We start from the raw sequence: 15,603 nt of genomic DNA on the forward strand, positions 1-15,603 counted from the left end.
CGGCACACACTGACCGAGGCACAAGCCACGGGATAGCGAGTACGCACATACCCCCACGGCCCCGCCCCACAGACAAAGCCAAGGCGACGGCAACGCGAGGCGGCGCACCCCGTACGCCCCGCCCCGCAACCCAACCCAAGGCGAAGACCACCAGCCAGGCGCCCCCGCCAGAAGCGCCCCTACCCGTCCCCCCGAGCCGCCTCCAACAGCTCCTCCGCATGCGCCCGCGCCGTCTCCGAGTCCTCCTGCCCGGCCAGCATCCGCGACAGCTCCCGCACCCGGTCCTCCCCCTCGAGCACCTGCACCCCGGACCGCGTCACCATCCCGTCGTTCGTCTTCTCGACGAGCAGCTGACGATCGGCGAACGCCGCGACCTGCGGCAGGTGCGTGACGACCACGACCTGCGCCGACTTGGCGAGACGCGCGAGACGCCGCCCGATCTCGACCGCCGCCTTGCCGCCGACCCCCGCGTCGACCTCGTCGAAGAGGTACGTGGGCACCGGATCCGTACCGGCGAAGACCACCTCGACGGCGAGCATCACGCGGGACAGCTCACCGCCCGACGCCCCCTTGGCGATGGGCCGCGGCGGAGCGCCGGGGTGCGGAGCGAGGAGGAGTTCGACCTCGTCGACCCCCGCGGGCCCGTACGCGACGGTGCGGCCCGCGACGACCACACCGTCACCCCCGTCGGGCACCTCCGTGCTGCTGATGTCGATGGACACGCGCGCGTGAGGCATCGCGAGCGAGGCCAGCTCCTCCGTGACGGCCGCCGCGAACCGCGAGGCCGCTTCCTGCCGTGCGTCGGTCAACGCCTGGGCGAGCCCGGAGAGTTCGGCCCGCAGCGCGTCCCGCTCGGCGGTCAGTTCGCCCAGCCGGTCGTCGTCGCCCTCCAGTTCGCCGAGGCGCGCGGCGCCCTCCTCGGCCCAGGCGAGCACGGCGTCGATGTCCGCCCCGTACTTCCGGGTGAGCTGCGTCAGCGCGGCCCGCCGCTCCTCGACCGCGGCGAGCCGGAGCGGATCGGCGTCGAGATCGTCGGCGTACCCGGCGAGCTCCCCCGCCACATCGCCGAGGAGGATCCCGATCTCGCCGAGCCGGTCGGCGAGCGCGGACAGCGCGGGGTCGTGGGAGCGCACGGCTTCAAGGGCCCGGGAGGCGCCCGCGACGAGCGTCGTTGCGTCGACGCCCTCCGGGTCCTCGGGGTTGCCCGCGAGAGCGGCGTGCGCGGACGTGGCGGCGGAGGCGAGGGCTTCGGCGTGGCCGAGCCGCTCGGCCTCGGCGGCGAGTTCGGCGTCCTCCCCCGCACGCGGCTCGACGCCCGCGATCTCGTCGAGGCCGAAGCGCAGCAGATCCGCTTCCTGGGCCCGCTCACGCGCGCGCGTGGTGATCTCGTCGACCTCGGCGGTGACGGCCCGCAGCCTGCGGTAGGCGGCGGTGTACTTGGCGAGCGGCACGGCGACGGCGTCGCCCGCGTACCGGTCGAGGGCGCCGCGCTGCCGGGCGGGCTTGAGGAGGCCCTGTTGATCGGTCTGGCCGTGCACGGCGACGAGGTCGTCGGCGAGTTCGGAAAGCAAACCCACCGGAACCGAGCGCCCGCCGAGGTGCGCGCGTGAGCGCCCCTCCGCCGACACCGTACGGCTGATCAGCAGCGCCCCGTCGTCGAGTTCGGCCCCCGCCTCCTCCGCGCGCACGACCGCCGACGCACCCGCGGGCACGGCGATGCGCCCCTCCACCACCGCCGACTTGGCGCCGATCCGCACCAGGGCGGGATCCGCGCGCCCGCCGAGCAGCAGGCCAAGGCTCGTGACCACCATCGTCTTGCCCGCACCGGTCTCGCCCGTCACGGCGGTGAAACCTGGCGACAGCTCGACGACCGCGTCGTCGATGACTCCGAGCGACCGTATCCGCATCTCCTCCAACACGGACAAGACCTTACGAGGTCAGGGGCCCGGTGTGCGACGGGCCCTGGGGTCCTTCCGCGAAGGCGCAGGTCGAGGCGGCGCATCGGCCGCCGCTGTCACCCGCTGGGGTGGGGCTAACCCCAGCAAGATCCACCAGCTCTCCCCATCGTCCACCGCCCCCGCACCGACGCACCATGATCCACATGGCAACAGGACTGGCCCGGGCGGCCCTGCGCGCGCACCGTCCGGCTTTTGTGGGAACGGCCGTGGCCGCGCTGTTCGCGGCGACCGTGGTGAGCGCATCGACGATGATGCTCGGCACGACGAGCACCGACCGCGACGACGGGCTCTCCGCGGCGGCGCACCGGCAGATCACCGAGAACGGCGTCGGCGACATGGCGCTCGTGCTGCTGATCGGATCCATCTACATGTCGATATTCGTGGTCGCGTCGACGATGGGCACCGCCGTCGCCCAGCAGCACCGCGAGCTGGCGATGGTGCGCTCGATCGGCGCCAGGCCCCGCCAGATCCGCCGCGCCGTGGCCGTCCAGGCGCTCGCCGCGTCGATCCCCGCGGCGCTCGTCGGCTTCTTCCTCGGCGGTCTCGCCGCCCGCTGGTGGCACGCGGGAATGGTCGACCACGGGCTGCTCCCCGCGGAGGCCACGTTCCGCTTCAGCTGGCTCGCGCTGCCCGTCTGCCTCGGCGTGGCCGTGGTGACGACGGCCCTCGCCGCCTTCCTGTCGGCGCTGCGCTTCTCGCTGCTGCGCCCGGCCCGCGCGCTGGGCGAGGCGGCGACCGGACGGCCCGGCCTCGGCATCCTGCGGGCGCCGCTCGGCGTGCTGGCGATCGCGGGCGCGTGCGTCGTCTCCGTACTCCTGTCGAAGCAGCCGGCGGATGAGGCGAGCGAGGGGGCGTTCCTCGTCCTGATCCTCTTCTGCGTGGGCGCCGGGCTGCTCGGCCCGGGGATCATCGGCCCGGCGGCCTGGCTGGTCTCCGCGGCGGTGGGCAGGTGCGGCCCGAGCGCGCGCCTCGCGATGCTCAACGTCCGCTCGCAGCCCCGCCGTTTCTCCGCCGCGGTCGTCCCGCTCGTCCTCGTCGTGGGCTTCGGCCTCACCAAGATCGGCATGCGTACGACGGCCCAGCACCACACGGGGTCGGCGGGCAGCCCTGGCGAGGTCTGGCTCGACTACGTGGGCACGGGGCTGTACGCGGGCTTCGCCGCGATCGCCGCGGCGAACACCCTCGCCATGATCTCCTTCGAGCGGCGCCGCGACGTCGCCCTGCTGCGCGTCGTCGGCAGCAGGCGCGCGCAGGTGCGGGCGATGGCCGCGTGGGAGGCAGCGGTGGTCGCGGGGACCGCGCTGCTGCTCGGCGCCGCGATCGCGCTGGGCACCCTCGCGCCGATCCTCAGCACGGCCTTCGGCTCGTCGCTGCCGTATCTGCCGTGGACCGTGCCGACCGGCGTCGCGACGGGCACGCTGCTGCTCACCCTGCTGGCCACCGGCGTCCCGGTGCACGCCGTCATGCGCAAGCGGGCGATCTCCGTGGTCGGCTCGGCCTGACCCCGGGGGTCAGTGCGGCGCCCCGCGCCACCCCGACACCGGCAGGGCGAACTTGGCGACAAGTCGATCGGTGAACGACGCGTGGTGCAGCCGTGCCAGCCGCACCGGCACCTCGCCGCGGCGCACCTCGACCCGGGCCCCCGCGGGCAGTTCGACGGTCCGCCGCCCGTCGCACCACAGCACCCCGTGCGGCGTGTGCGGCTGGACCTCGACGGCGAGCACCGAGTCGGGCGAGGTCACCAGGGGCTTGGCGAACAGGGCGTGCGCGCTGATCGGCACCATGAGCAGCGCCTCGACCTCGGGCCACACCACGGGCCCGCCCGCCGAGAACGCGTACGCCGTCGATCCGGTCGGCGTCGCGCAGACGATGCCGTCGCAGCCGAAGCCGGTGACGGGCCGCCCGTCGATCTCCAGGACGACCTCGAGCATCCGCTCGGGCGAGACCTTCTGGACGGCGGCCTCGTTCAGCGCCCAGTCGCGGTGCACGACGTCGCCGTTGCGGTGCACGACGACGTCGATCGTCATGCGCTCCTCGACCTCGTACGCCTTGGTGACCACCCGGTCGACGACCTTGTCGAGGTCGTCGCGCTCGGCCTCCGCGAGGAAGCCCACGCGCCCGAGGTTGACGCCGAGCATCGGCACCCCGGAGGCGCGCGCGAACTCGGCGCCGCGCAGCAGCGTCCCGTCACCGCCGAGCACGACGATCAGCTCACAGTCGTCGATGCACTCGGCGGTGGCCTCCTTGACCGTCTCGACCTCGTCGGGCAGCGGCAGGTCCGCGGCCTCCGCCTCCAGGACCCGTACGCCGAGGCCGCTGCGCAGCAGCCCCTGCACGACGAGTTCGGCACTGCGGATGGCGGCGGGCCGTCCGGTGTGCGCGAGCAGGAAAACGGTACGAGCTCGGGTCTGGGTCACTCGGGTCTGGGTCAACGGGGCCCCTCCGCCACGGCACGGTCAACGTCCGCCGGGTCCAGTTCGGGAGCACCGGCGCGCAGCCACAGAAAGTACTCGACATTGCCTGAAGGCCCTGGCAGCGGGCTCGCGGTCACCCCGCGCACGCCGAGCCCGAGCCCCCACGCCTGCCGTGCCACGTTGCGCACGGCGTCGGCCCGCAGTTCGGCGCTGCGCACGACGCCGCCGCTGCCGAGCCGCTCCTTGCCGACCTCGAACTGCGGCTTGACCATGAGCGCCAGGTCCGCGTCCGGCGCCGCGCACCGCACGAGGGCGGGCAGCACCAGGCCGAGCGGGATGAAGGAGAGGTCGCCGACGACCACGTCGACGGGGATGCCGTCGATGGCTTCGAGCGTCAACTCCCGTACGTTCGTACGGTCCTTCACGGTGACCCGGTCGTCACTCTGCAGGGACCACGCGAGCTGGCCGTAGCCGACGTCGACGGCGACGACGTGCGCCGCCCCCGCCCGCAGCAGCACATCCGTGAAGCCGCCGGTGGAGGCGCCCGCGTCGAGCGCGCGCCGCCCCGCCACGACCAGGCCCTGCGGCCCGAAGGCGGCGAGCGCGCCCGCGAGCTTGTGCCCGCCGCGCGAGACGTAGTCGGGATCGCTGTCGTCCTGCGAGACCACGATCGCGGCGGCGGTCTCCACCTGCGTCGCGGACTTGGTCGCGACGGTCTTGCCGACCGAGACCCGGCCGGCGGCGATCAGCTGGCCCGCGTGTTCGCGCGAGCGCGCGAGCTTCCTGCGGACGAGTTCGGCGTCGAGGCGGCGTCGTGCCACTCCTGCCACGTTCGGTTCAGCTCCTGTTGTCGTACGAAGAAGAAGGTGAAGAAGAGGATGAAGGCGATCCCGCCGGAGAAGGCACCGGTGGGCCGGGGCGTGCGTCGAGCGCGGTCAGCGCGTCGCGCAGGCCCCGGTGTACATCCTCGTACACCTCGATGTGGCCGTCCGTGGCGAGGTGGTCCGCGTCGCCGAGGCGGGCCAGCCGGGAGTCCACGTCGGCGTTGCCCGTGGGGGTGCGCTCGACGCCGAGCGGGGCGGGGCCCGAGGGGTCGTACGACGGCTCGGCCGGAACCTGAGGCTCCGGCTCCTCCACCGGCTCGGGGCCCAGGTCCTGCGGGCCCCCGTAAGAGTCGCTCATGGCACGACGCTACCCCGAAGCGCTGCGGTACCGTCGATCACGATGGCGACCATGGCGGAGTGCCGTACCGCACTCGACAGACTCTCGGACAATCTCGCGTCCGCCGACGGCGACGTGCGCGGCGCCGTCGCCCTGAACCGCTCGCTGAGCTGCCGCATCACCGACCTCGGCGTCACCTTCACCGGCCGTCTCGAGAACGGCCGGATCAAGGTGCTCGACCACCACCAGGGCCCGCCCCGGCAGAAGGCCGAGATCCGCCTCGCGATGACCGGCGACGACCTCGTCGCGATGGTCGCGGGCGAACTGAACTTCGCGAAGGCGTGGGCCTCGGGCCGGGTGAAGCTGGAGGCGGGCTTCCGGGATCTCCTGAAGCTCAGATCGCTGCTTTAGCGACCGCACGGCCCGCACGCGCCGCCGGGATCACCAGCGGCGTCCCCGTCTCCGGGTCGTCGATGATCTGGCAGCGGATCCCGAAGGTCTGCTCCACCAGTTCCGCGGTGACGATGTCGGCGGGCGCGCCCTCGGCGACGACCGCGCCGTCGCGCAGCGCGATGAGGTGCGTGGCGTAGCGGGCGGCGTGGTTGAGGTCGTGCAGGACGGCGACGAGCGTGCGCCCCTGCTCCTCGTGGAGTTCGGCGCAGAGGTCGAGGACGTCGATCTGGTGCTGGATGTCGAGGAACGTCGTCGGCTCGTCCAGGAGCAGCAGCGGGGTCTGCTGCGCGAGCGCCATCGCGATCCACACGCGCTGGCGCTGACCGCCGGAGAGTTCGTCGACATAGCGGTCGGCGAGCTCGCGTACGCCCGTCGACTCCATGGACTCGTCGACGATCCGCTCGTCCTCGTCCGACCACTGCCGCAGCAGCCCCTGGTGCGGGTAGCGGCCGCGTGCCACCAGGTCGCCGACCGTGATCCCGTCGGGCGCGATGGACGACTGGGGCAGCAGCCCGAGCGTCTTGGCGACCTTCTTGGCGGGCATCGACTGGATGACGTTCCCGTCGAGCAGCACGCGCCCGGCGGACGGCTTCAGCATCCGGGACAGGGCGCGCAGCAGCGTCGACTTGCCGCAGGCGTTGGGGCCCACGATCACGGTGAAGGAGTTGTCGGGTATCTCGACGGACAGCTTCTCCGCGATGACGCGCTGGTCATAGCCGAGGGTGACGTCGTCGGCGATGAGCCGGTTCACAGCAGCACGCTCCTGGTCCTGGGGTAGTACGGGTTCGTGGCGGCGCTTCATATCCGTCCCGCCTTCCGCTGGGTGACGAGCAGCCACAGCAGATAGACGCCGCCGAGCACGCCGGTGACGACGCCGACGGGCAGCTGGTCGGCGCCGAAGGCCCGCTGCGAGGCCCAGTCCGCGACGATCAGGAGGGTGGCGCCCATGAACATCGCGGGCATCAGGTTCGGCCCGGGCGAGCGGGTCAGGCGCCGGGCCAGCTGCGGCGCGGTGAGCGCGACGAAGGCGACGGGGCCCGCGGCTGCGGTGGCGGCCGCGACGAGCAGGACGGAGGCGACGAGCAGGACGAAGCGGGTGCGTTCGACGCGGACGCCGAGCGCGTTGGCGACGTCGTCGCCCATCTCCAGCATCCGCAGCGGCCGCCCGTACACGAGCGCGACCGGTACGAGGACGGCGCAGAGCACGAGCAGCGGCCAGACCTGGTCCCAGTCGCGGCCGTTGAGGGATCCCGTCATCCAGACGACGGCGCGGGCGGCGTCCACGAAGTCGGCCTTGGTGAGCAGATAGCCGTTGATGGCCGTCATGAACGCGGAGACGCCGATGCCGACCAGGACGAGCCGGTAGCCGTGCACGCCGCGCTTCCAGGCGAGCAGATAGATGACGAGGCCGGTCACCAGGCCGCCGACGAGCGCGCCGCCCGCGACCGCGACCGCGTCGCCCTGGAAGAGGACGATCATCGTGAGCGCGCCCGCGGTCGACCCCTGGCCGAGCCCGAGCACATCGGGGCTGCCGAGCGGATTGCGCGCGATGGACTGGAAGAGCGCGCCGCCGAGCCCGAGGGCCGCGCCCACCAGCAGTCCGACGAGGACCCGCGGCAGCCGCAGGTCGTTGATGATGAACTCCTGCCCGGTGTCGCCGTTGCCGAGCAGGGTGCGGACGACGTCGGCGGCCGGGATCTCGAAGTCGCCGGTGCCGATCAGGACGACGCTCGCGGCGAGCGCGGCCACGACGAGCAGGGTGACGACCACCGTGGTGCGGACGTCGATACGGACGGAGAGGCCGCCCCGGGTGCGTATCGCCTTCACAGCTGGGCCAACTTCCGCCGACGTACGAGAAAGATGAAGACGGGCGCGCCGATGATCGCGGTCACGATGCCCACCTGAAGCTCCGATGGCCGCGCCACCACACGCCCGACGATGTCCGCGCCGAGCAGCAGGACCGGCGAGAGGACGGCCGCGTACGGCAGGATCCAGCGCTGGTCGGGCCCGGTGAAGGAGCGCACGATGTGCGGCACCATCAGGCCGACGAACACGATGGGCCCGCAGGCGGCGGTCGCGGCGCCGCACAGCAGGGTGGCGGCGGCCATGGACAGCGCGCGGGTGCGCGTCAGATGGGCGCCGAGCGCGCGGGCGGTGTCGTCACCCATGGCCATGGCGTTCAGCGGCCGGGCCAGGGAGAGGGCGAGCACGATGCCGACCGCGAGGAAGGGCAGCACCTGCTTGATGGTGTCCATGTTGGCGGAGGCCAGTGAACCGACCGTCCAGAAGCGCATCTTGTTGAGCGCGGCGCTGTCCGTGATCATGACGGCCTGCAGATAGCCGTAGAGCGCCGCGCTGATCGCGGTGCCCGCGAGCGCGAGCCGCACCGGGGTCGCGCCGCGGGTGCCACCGAGGATGTAGAGGAGTACGCCGACGAGCGCGGCCCCCACGAAGGCGAACCACACATAGCCGCTCAGCGAGGTGACGCCGAAGAAGCTGATCGCGGTGACGACCGCGGACGAGGCGCCCAGGTTGATGCCGAGCAGTCCGGGGTCGGCCAGCGGATTGCGGGTGAGTGCCTGGAGGACGGCACCGGAGAGGCCGAGCGCGACACCGGCGAGCAGGCCGAGCACGCTGCGGGCGAGGCGTTCGCCGACGACCACGTCGGCGTACGTCCCCGTGTCCTGGAACAGCCCGTGCCAGACCTGGTCCAGGGACATCGACTTCGCTCCGACGGCGATGCTCGTGAGGAAGACGAGCAGCAGGACGAGCATCGATATCAGGAGCCCGATGCTGCGTATCGCGCGGCGTTTGGGGGGCGCGGGGGCGGCCTGCGCGGGGGGTTCTGGGGGACTGTCGACCAACACCAGGTTAGGTTAGCCTACCCTCGCACTGCACTTCGACGAGAGAAGCGCCACCCATGCACCCACCCCGTCGCTCCCCCGCGCCTGCCCCGAACCGCCGCCGCGTAATCGCCGCGGCCGGTGCGTTCGGAACCGCCGCGCTGCTCACCGCGTGCGGCGGCGGCACGGGGAAACGGCCGGGCGGCGACGCGAAGGCATGGCGCTTCAAGGACGACCGCGGCACGACCGCCGCGTCCGACACGACCCCGAAGACGATCGTCGCCTACATCGGGGCGGCCGCCGCCCTCCATGACTTCGGCATCGAGTGCACGGGCGTCTTCGGCCCGACGAAGCTCAGGAACGGCGAACCCGACGTCCAGGCCGCCGGCATCGATGTCGACAAAGTGACCGTCATCGGCAATGCCTGGGGCCAGTTCAGCATCGAGAAGTACGCGGGCCTCCAACCCGACCTGCTGGTCAGCACCATGAACGACGCGCCGACCCTCTGGTACGTCCCCGAAGAGTCCGCCAAGAAGATCACCTCGCTCGCCCCCAGCGTCGGCATCCTCACCGCCAAGGGCTCGCTCACCCATGTGATCGGCCGCTTCGCCGCACTCGCCGAGTCGCTCGGCGCCGATCCGCGGGCGCCGAAGGTCACCGCGGCGAAGAAGCGCTTCGAGGCCGCTTCCGAGACCCTCCGCAAGGCCGCGCGGGCCGCGAAGTCCCGCGGTGGCATCAAGGTCATGGCGATCTCCGCGCAGGAGCCCCTCCTCTATGTGGGCAACCCCGCCGACTTCACCGACCTGCGCCACTACCAGAGCCTCGGCGTCGAGTTCGTCACCCCGGCCAGGACCACCAAGTCCGGCTTCTTCGAGGAACTGGCCTGGGAGAACGCCGACACCTACGACGCCGACCTGATCCTCGTCGACCGGCGCACCGGCAACCTCCAGCCCGCCGACCTCAAGAAGTCCAAGCCCACCTGGGCGAAGCTGCCCGCCGTGCGCGCCGGTCAGGTCGTGTCCTGGTCCAACGAGGCCCGGTTCAGCCACGCCGGATACGCGCCGCTCATGGAGCAACTCGCCGCCGCCCTCGACAAGTCCGAGAAGACCGACCCAGCCGAGAAGGCCGCCTGATGCCCGCCACGCACCATCACGCCCTGTCCCGCCGCACGCTCCTCGGCACCGGTGGCGCCCTGGGTATCGGCGCCCTGCTCACCGCGTGCGGCGGCGACAGCAGCGCGGACACGACCGGCAAGGGCGGCGCCGCGGGCAAGGACGGCAGGCCCTGGAGCTTCAAGGACGACCGAGGCACAACCGCCAGGACCAAGCAGCTCCCGAAGAACATCGTCGCCTACGTCAGCACCGCGGCCGCCCTGCACGACTACGGCATCGAGTGCACCGGCATCTTCGGCCCCTCCAAGCCCATCGACGGCAGACCCAACCCGCAGGCGGGCGACCTCGACCTCACCAAACTGACCAGCGTGGGCACCGAGTGGGGCCAGTTCAACATCGAGAAGTACGCGGCCCTCCGCCCCGACGTCCTGATCAGCAACATGTTCCCGCCGCCCGCCCTCTGGTACGTCCCCGAGGAGAGCGTCAAGAAGATCTCCTCGCTCGCCCCCACCGTCGGCATCAAGGGAGCCCGCGTCTCCCTCAAGGAACCTCTTGAGCGCTACACCGAGCTGGCCGCCTCCCTCGGCGCCGACCTGGAGAGCGAGCAGGTGCGCGCCGCCAAGGCCCGCTTCCAGAAGGCCGAACGGACCCTGCGCAAGGCCGCCGAGGCCCACCGCGGCCTGAAGGTCATGGCGATGACGGGCGACGCCGACCAGTTCTACGTCGCCGTGCCCGACTCCTACTGCGACCTCAACTACTTCAAGGACCTCGGCGTCGAGTTCGTCGAGGGCAAGAAGAGCGACGAATGGGGCTTCTGGGAGTTCCTCAGCTGGGAGAACGCCGACAAGCACCACGCCGACCTGATCATGATCGACAACCGTACGACCGCGCTGACACCCGAGCAGCTCGCGAAGAAGCCCACGTGGAACCTGCTCCCCGCCGTCAAGGCCGGCCAGACCATCCCCTGGTCGATGGAGGAGCGCTACAGCTACGCCGCATACGCCCCGGTCCTAGAGCGGCTCGCCGCCGCCGTAGAGAAGTCGAAGAGGCTCAAGCGATGACCGAATCCCCGTACCAGTTCTTCGACGTCCAGGTACTGCACACCGAACACCTCACCCCCGCCATGATCCGCGTCGTCTTCGGCGGCGCCGACCTGCCACGCATGGCATCGGGCGGCCGCGACCAGCGCATCAAGATCTTCCTGCCCCACCCGGGCCAGGACACCCCGGTCATGCCCGACACCGACTCCGGTGACGCCCTCGACTGGTACGCCGCGTGGTGCGCCCTCGACCCCTCCGTACGCGGCATCATGCGCACCTACACGACCCGTGAACTGCGCCGCGACCCGCACGAGTTGATCGTCGACTTCGCCGTCCACGGCGCGACCCCCTCGCCCTCCGACGGCCCGGCCACCAGCTGGGCACGGACCGCGCGGCCCGGCGCCCGCATCGGCGTCCTCGCCCCGGTCGACGAGGAGAACGGCGCGTACGACTTCCGGCCGCCGGAGGACACCGACTGGCTCCTGCTGACCGCCGACGAGTCCGCGCTCCCCGCCGTCGCGGGCATCCTCGAAACGCTCCCGCCCGGCCTGCCGACCCGCGTCTGGATCGAGGTCCACGACCTGGCCGACCGGCAGGAACTGCCCACCAAGGCCGACGCCGAGATCCACTGGCTCACCAGGGAAGGCGCCACGACGGAGGCGATCCGCGACGCCGACCTCCCCGAGGGCACTCCGTACGCCTGGGTCGCCGGCGAGTCCGCGACCGTCAAGGCCGTCCGCCGCCACCTGGTCGGCGACCGCGGCTTCGACCGCAAGAAGGTGTCGTTCTCGGGCTACTGGCGCAAGGGGACGACGACGGACGACCTCATCAACAGCGGCGAGACCGCCTGACCACCAGCCACCGCCGCCCACGCGGCCCCACCCGCCCCGGCTCGCACCCCGAGCCGGGACCGGGCCGAGCTGCGGGCCGGGCCGCCTCAGAGCCCCAGCCGGGACAACCCCTTCCCCGAGTCCAGCTCACACACCCCGTCCCCCGCCGCCGTCCAGGCCGCCGCGCACAACGCCCGCAGCCCGTCGATGACTTCACCGTCCCCGTCCAGCGCGAGCTCACCCCCACGTACCGAAGCGGTCCAGCCGCCGCAGCCGAACCCGCCCTCCACCGGAGCGACTTCGGGCTGACCGGTGAGCATGCCGCGCAGATCCGCGTCGACATACGTCGGCCGGTGCTCGGGCCGCGCGGCGAGCAGCTGGGCGCCGTCCGTGACCCCGGTCAGGACGAGCAGCGAGTCCACCTCTCCGTTGAACGCCCCCTCGATGTCCGTGTCGAGGCGGTCGCCCACCACCAACGGCCGTTCCGCACCCGTCCGCAGGATCGTCTCGCGGTGCATCGGAGGCAGCGGCTTGCCCGCGACCTGCGGCTCCGCGCCCGTCGCGATGCGTACGACCTCGACGGCCGCGCCATTGCCCGGAGCGATGCCCCGCGCACTCGGAATCGTCAGGTCCGTGTTGGACGCGAACCACGGAAGGCCGCGAGCGATCGCGTAACTCGCCTCGGCGAAGCGCCCCCACGCCATGTCAGGACCGCCGTACCCCTGCACGACCGCCACCGGATCGTCGTCGGCCGACTCCACCGGCACGAGCCCCCGCTCCCGCAGCGCGACCCGCAGCCCCTCCCCGCCGATCACCAACACCCGCGCCCCTTCGGGCACTTGCTCACTCACCAGACGGGCCGCCGCCTGCGCCGACGTGATGACGTCCGAGGCGCCGGTCGGAATCCCCAGCTCCGTCAGATGCTCCGCCACCGCGTCCGGCGTACGCAACGCGTTGTTCGTGACGTACGCCAGGTGCATGCCGCCCGCACGCGCGGTCCCCAGCGACTCGACGGCGTGCACGATGGCCTGCCCGCCCGCGTACACCACTCCGTCCAGGTCGAGCAGCGCCGTGTCATAGGCCTCGCTCAGCGCCCGCGCACTGCCCCCGGGCCGCGTCCTGACGCCCCGGTCCGTGCCACGGTCTGCGGTCTGGCTCATTACACATCGCTCCTCGTTCGATCCCACTCCCCCGATCATCGCTTATGCCACTGACACACATACGATGCCCTAATGAACACAGTGGGTGACGCGGACGCGAACGGCCTCGAAGTGCGCCCTTTCCGGGGGGTGCGTTATGTCCCCGAACGGGTCGGCAGTCTCGCCGCTGTGACCTCACCTCCGTACGACGTGGTCGTACGCCCCGACGGCCTCCTCCACCTGGAGTCCGCCGACCCCCACAACATCGTCCGCCTGATCCTGCCGCAGGCCACCACACCGGCCGCCCGCAACCACCAGGCCGCCGAAACCCTCGGCACCTGGCTCGGCGAAGGCATCCTCGCCCCGGACACCGAGCCCAGCCTGTACGTCTACGAACAGCACGACGGCGACATCCTCCAGCGCGGCATCATCTGCACCCTGCGCCTGTCGGACGCCTCGGAGGGCATCGTCCTGCCCCACGAAGACGTCATGCCCCACGTCGTCGAGGACCGCGCCGCCCTGATGCGCGCCACCTCCGCCAACCTGGAACCGCTGCTCCTCACCTACCGCAGCGACGGCGACGCCACCGGCGCGACGGCGGTCATCGAACGCACCGCCCTGCGCGCACCACTCCTCTCGACGACCACGGAAGACGGCTTCAGCCACCGCCTGTGGTCCGTGACGGACCCCGCGGAGATCGCCGAGATCCAGTCAGATCTCGCCCGCCACCAGGCCCTGATCGCGGACGGCCATCACCGCTGGGCGACCAACCTGCGGCTGCGCGCCGAGCACCCCTCGCCGAGCCCCTGGGACCACGGCCTGGTCCTCCTGGTCGACACGGCCCGCTATCCGCTGCGGGTCCGCGCCATCCACCGCTATCTGCACCGCCTCCCGGTCGCCGACGCACTCGCCGCCCTCGGCGACTCCTTCCGCGTACGCACCGTCGAAGGCCCCCTCGGCCACGCCCTCGACGCCCTGGCGGAGGCCGCGACCAAGGGCAACGCGTTCGTCCTCGCGGGTGACGGCGCCTTCCACCTCATCGAGCACCCGTCCCCCGACCTCCTCGCCCGTACGATCCCGGAGGGCTACCCCGAGGCGTGGCGCACCCTGGACGCGACGGTCCTGCACGCCACGCTCCTCGACCACGTCTGGAAGATCCCCGACGCCCCGGAACACATCGCGTACATCCACGACACCGCGGCGACGGTCGAGAAGGCCGAGCGCGACGGCGGCACGGCGGTCCTCATGCACCCGGTCCGCGAGGAAGTCGTCCGCGACCTGGCCCGCCAGGGCGTCACGATGCCCCGCAAGTCCACGTCCTTCGGTCCCAAGCCGGCCTCGGGCCTGGTCCTGCGCAGCCTCGACTTCTGACCCTCACCCCCGGACATACAAAAACGGGCGGGACCCCCTCAGGGAGTCCCGCCCGTTTCCGTTACCCGTCTATTTCTCCCGGCTGCCCGGGACCTCAGTCCTCGTCGTCGCCCGCAGCGGCGTCCCTGACCTCGGGAGCCGCCTCGGCGTCGTCGTCACCGAGCGCGTCGACGAACTCGACGCCGTCCAGCTCCGCGAGCCGGTCGGAGGCGTCGGTGCTGCCGTCCTTGTCGGACTCGATGACCTTGGCGAACCACTCGCGCGCCTCGTCCTCACGGCCCGCGGCGAGCAGCGCGTCGGCGTACGCGTACCGCAGTCGCGCCGTCCAGGGCTGCACGGAGTTCGAGGCGAGCTCGGGGCTCTGCAGCGTGACGATGGCGGCGTCGATCTGGTCCATGTCGCGCCGGGCACCGGCGGCCACGAGCCGCATCTCGACCTGGCCCGCCTTGTCCAGCTTCTGCACCTCCGGCGCACCGGCCATCTCCAGCGCCTTCTCGGGCCGGCCGAGCCCACGCTCGCAGTCCGCCATCACGGGCCACAGCTCGACACTGCCGGTCATCCGCCGCGCGGCACGGAACTCGGCGAGGGCCTCGCTGTACTTCTGGTTCGCGTACGCGGCGAAGCCCGCGGCCTCACGCACGGCAGCGACCCTGGAGGCCAGGCGCAGAGCGATCTTCGAGTAGGCGTACGCCTGCTCGGGGTCCTCGTCGATGAGCTTGGCGACCATCACCAGGTTCCTGGCGACGTCCTCGGCAAGCCCCTTGGGAAGGCTCTGCAGCTCCTGCTGTACGTCCTTGTCGATCTCGTACCCGGTGACGTCGTCCGGGATCGGCAGCCGCTTGATGGGCTCCCGGTCACGGTCGTCGCGCCCGCGGTAACCCCCGCGGTCGCCGTCACGCCGGTCGTCCCTGCGGTCGTCACGCCGGTCGTCACGCCCACGGAACCCACCGCCGCCGGGCCGCCCGCCCCGGTCGTCACGGCGCGGCCCACGCCCGCGGTCGTCACGCCCACGGTCGTCGCGGCCCCGGTAGCCACCGCCACCACGGTTGTCATCGCGACGGAAGCCACCGCGGTCGTTGTCCCTGCGGTCGTCACGCCGGTCATCGCGACGGAAGCCGCCCCGGTCACCATCACGCTGGTCGTCACGCCGGAAGCCACCACGGTCACCGTCACGGCGGTCATCGCGCCGATCGTCACGGCGGTCGTCGCGCCGGAAGGCGGGACGGTCGTCGTCACGGCGGAAGCCGGGGCGGTCGCCATCACGACGGTCGTCGCGGCGCGG

General features: G+C 72.0%; 15 protein-coding genes. 6 read left to right on the top strand and 9 right to left on the bottom strand.

Annotated elements, in window-relative coordinates; genetic code table 11:
• Positions 1–179: 179 nt before the first annotated feature.
• The gene (gene recN / locus ACFWZ2_RS42135; protein ID WP_384555114.1) at positions 180–1,907 is read right to left on the bottom strand and encodes a DNA repair protein RecN; all 1,728 of its coding nucleotides are present in this window, start codon (positions 1,905–1,907) and stop codon (positions 180–182) included.
• Positions 1,908–2,101: 194 nt separating this feature from the next.
• Between recN and ACFWZ2_RS42140 the strand changes: the two genes are divergently transcribed.
• Entirely contained in the window at positions 2,102–3,460 is a 1,359-nt protein-coding gene (locus ACFWZ2_RS42140; protein ID WP_384555100.1) for an FtsX-like permease family protein, read from the top strand.
• 9 nt (positions 3,461–3,469) lie between these two features.
• Here ACFWZ2_RS42140 and ACFWZ2_RS42145 read toward each other — a convergent pair whose 3' ends face one another.
• Genes ACFWZ2_RS42145 through ACFWZ2_RS42155 form a run of 3 tightly spaced genes read right to left on the bottom strand, consistent with a single transcriptional unit; the run spans position 3,470 to position 5,554 of the window.
• Positions 3,470–4,375, bottom strand: coding sequence for an NAD kinase (locus ACFWZ2_RS42145; protein ID WP_384555101.1), 906 nt, complete (start codon positions 4,373–4,375; stop codon positions 3,470–3,472).
• 11 nt (positions 4,376–4,386) lie between these two features.
• Complete coding sequence (locus ACFWZ2_RS42150) at positions 4,387–5,202, bottom strand: TlyA family RNA methyltransferase (protein WP_384555102.1); 816 nt, start codon at positions 5,200–5,202, stop codon at positions 4,387–4,389.
• 7 nt (positions 5,203–5,209) lie between these two features.
• Positions 5,210–5,554, bottom strand: coding sequence for a hypothetical protein (locus ACFWZ2_RS42155; protein WP_384555103.1), 345 nt, complete (start codon positions 5,552–5,554; stop codon positions 5,210–5,212).
• Between the two features lie 42 nt (positions 5,555–5,596).
• On the opposite strand from ACFWZ2_RS42155, the gene ACFWZ2_RS42160 reads away from it, so the two are divergent.
• The gene (locus ACFWZ2_RS42160) at positions 5,597–5,944 is read left to right on the top strand and encodes an alkyl sulfatase C-terminal domain-containing protein (RefSeq protein ID WP_384555104.1); all 348 of its coding nucleotides are present in this window, start codon (positions 5,597–5,599) and stop codon (positions 5,942–5,944) included.
• On the opposite strand, the gene ACFWZ2_RS42165 is transcribed toward ACFWZ2_RS42160, so the two are convergent.
• From ACFWZ2_RS42165 to ACFWZ2_RS42175, 3 genes are read right to left on the bottom strand one after another with little or no spacing between them, the layout of a single operon-like run.
• Entirely contained in the window at positions 5,928–6,788 is an 861-nt protein-coding gene (locus ACFWZ2_RS42165) for an ABC transporter ATP-binding protein (RefSeq protein WP_384555105.1), read from the bottom strand. The two genes, ACFWZ2_RS42160 and ACFWZ2_RS42165, sit on opposite strands and share 17 nt — an antisense overlap.
• Complete coding sequence (locus tag ACFWZ2_RS42170) at positions 6,785–7,813, bottom strand: FecCD family ABC transporter permease (RefSeq protein ID WP_384555106.1); 1,029 nt, start codon at positions 7,811–7,813, stop codon at positions 6,785–6,787. The genes ACFWZ2_RS42165 and ACFWZ2_RS42170 overlap by 4 nt, the downstream gene beginning before the upstream one ends.
• A complete protein-coding gene (locus ACFWZ2_RS42175; protein ID WP_384555107.1) occupies positions 7,810–8,853 on the bottom strand; it encodes a FecCD family ABC transporter permease in 1,044 nt (347 codons plus the stop codon). The genes ACFWZ2_RS42170 and ACFWZ2_RS42175 overlap by 4 nt, the downstream gene beginning before the upstream one ends.
• A gap of 53 nt (positions 8,854–8,906) precedes the next feature.
• Here ACFWZ2_RS42175 and ACFWZ2_RS42180 point away from each other — a divergent pair, with 53 nt between their 5' ends.
• From ACFWZ2_RS42180 to ACFWZ2_RS42190, 3 genes are read left to right on the top strand one after another with little or no spacing between them, the layout of a single operon-like run.
• Positions 8,907–9,962, top strand: a complete 1,056-nt coding sequence (locus ACFWZ2_RS42180) for an ABC transporter substrate-binding protein (protein WP_384555108.1) — start codon at positions 8,907–8,909, stop codon at positions 9,960–9,962.
• Entirely contained in the window at positions 9,962–11,002 is a 1,041-nt protein-coding gene (locus tag ACFWZ2_RS42185; RefSeq protein ID WP_384555109.1) for an ABC transporter substrate-binding protein, read from the top strand. The genes ACFWZ2_RS42180 and ACFWZ2_RS42185 overlap by 1 nt, the downstream gene beginning before the upstream one ends.
• Positions 10,999–11,832, top strand: a complete 834-nt coding sequence (locus ACFWZ2_RS42190) for a siderophore-interacting protein (protein ID WP_384555110.1) — start codon at positions 10,999–11,001, stop codon at positions 11,830–11,832. Before ACFWZ2_RS42185 ends, ACFWZ2_RS42190 begins: the two co-directional genes overlap by 4 nt.
• An 86-nt stretch (positions 11,833–11,918) precedes the next feature.
• Here ACFWZ2_RS42190 and ACFWZ2_RS42195 read toward each other — a convergent pair whose 3' ends face one another.
• Positions 11,919–12,971, bottom strand: a complete 1,053-nt coding sequence (locus ACFWZ2_RS42195) for an HAD hydrolase-like protein (protein ID WP_384555111.1) — start codon at positions 12,969–12,971, stop codon at positions 11,919–11,921.
• A 72-nt stretch (positions 12,972–13,043) separates the two neighbouring features.
• On the opposite strand from ACFWZ2_RS42195, the gene ACFWZ2_RS42200 reads away from it, so the two are divergent.
• Positions 13,044–14,321: a DUF1015 domain-containing protein gene (locus tag ACFWZ2_RS42200; protein ID WP_384555112.1), complete on the top strand. Its 1,278-nt coding sequence runs from the start codon at positions 13,044–13,046 to the stop codon at positions 14,319–14,321.
• A 94-nt stretch (positions 14,322–14,415) separates the two neighbouring features.
• Here ACFWZ2_RS42200 and ACFWZ2_RS42205 read toward each other — a convergent pair whose 3' ends face one another.
• On the bottom strand, positions 14,416–15,156 hold the full coding sequence (locus ACFWZ2_RS42205) for a hypothetical protein (RefSeq protein ID WP_384555115.1): 741 nt from the start codon (positions 15,154–15,156) through the stop codon (positions 14,416–14,418).
• Between the last annotated feature and the right edge of the window lie 447 nt (positions 15,157–15,603).

The organism is Streptomyces sp. NPDC059002, assembly GCF_042740435.1.
Classification (GTDB): Bacteria; Actinomycetota; Actinomycetes; order Streptomycetales; family Streptomycetaceae; genus Streptomyces.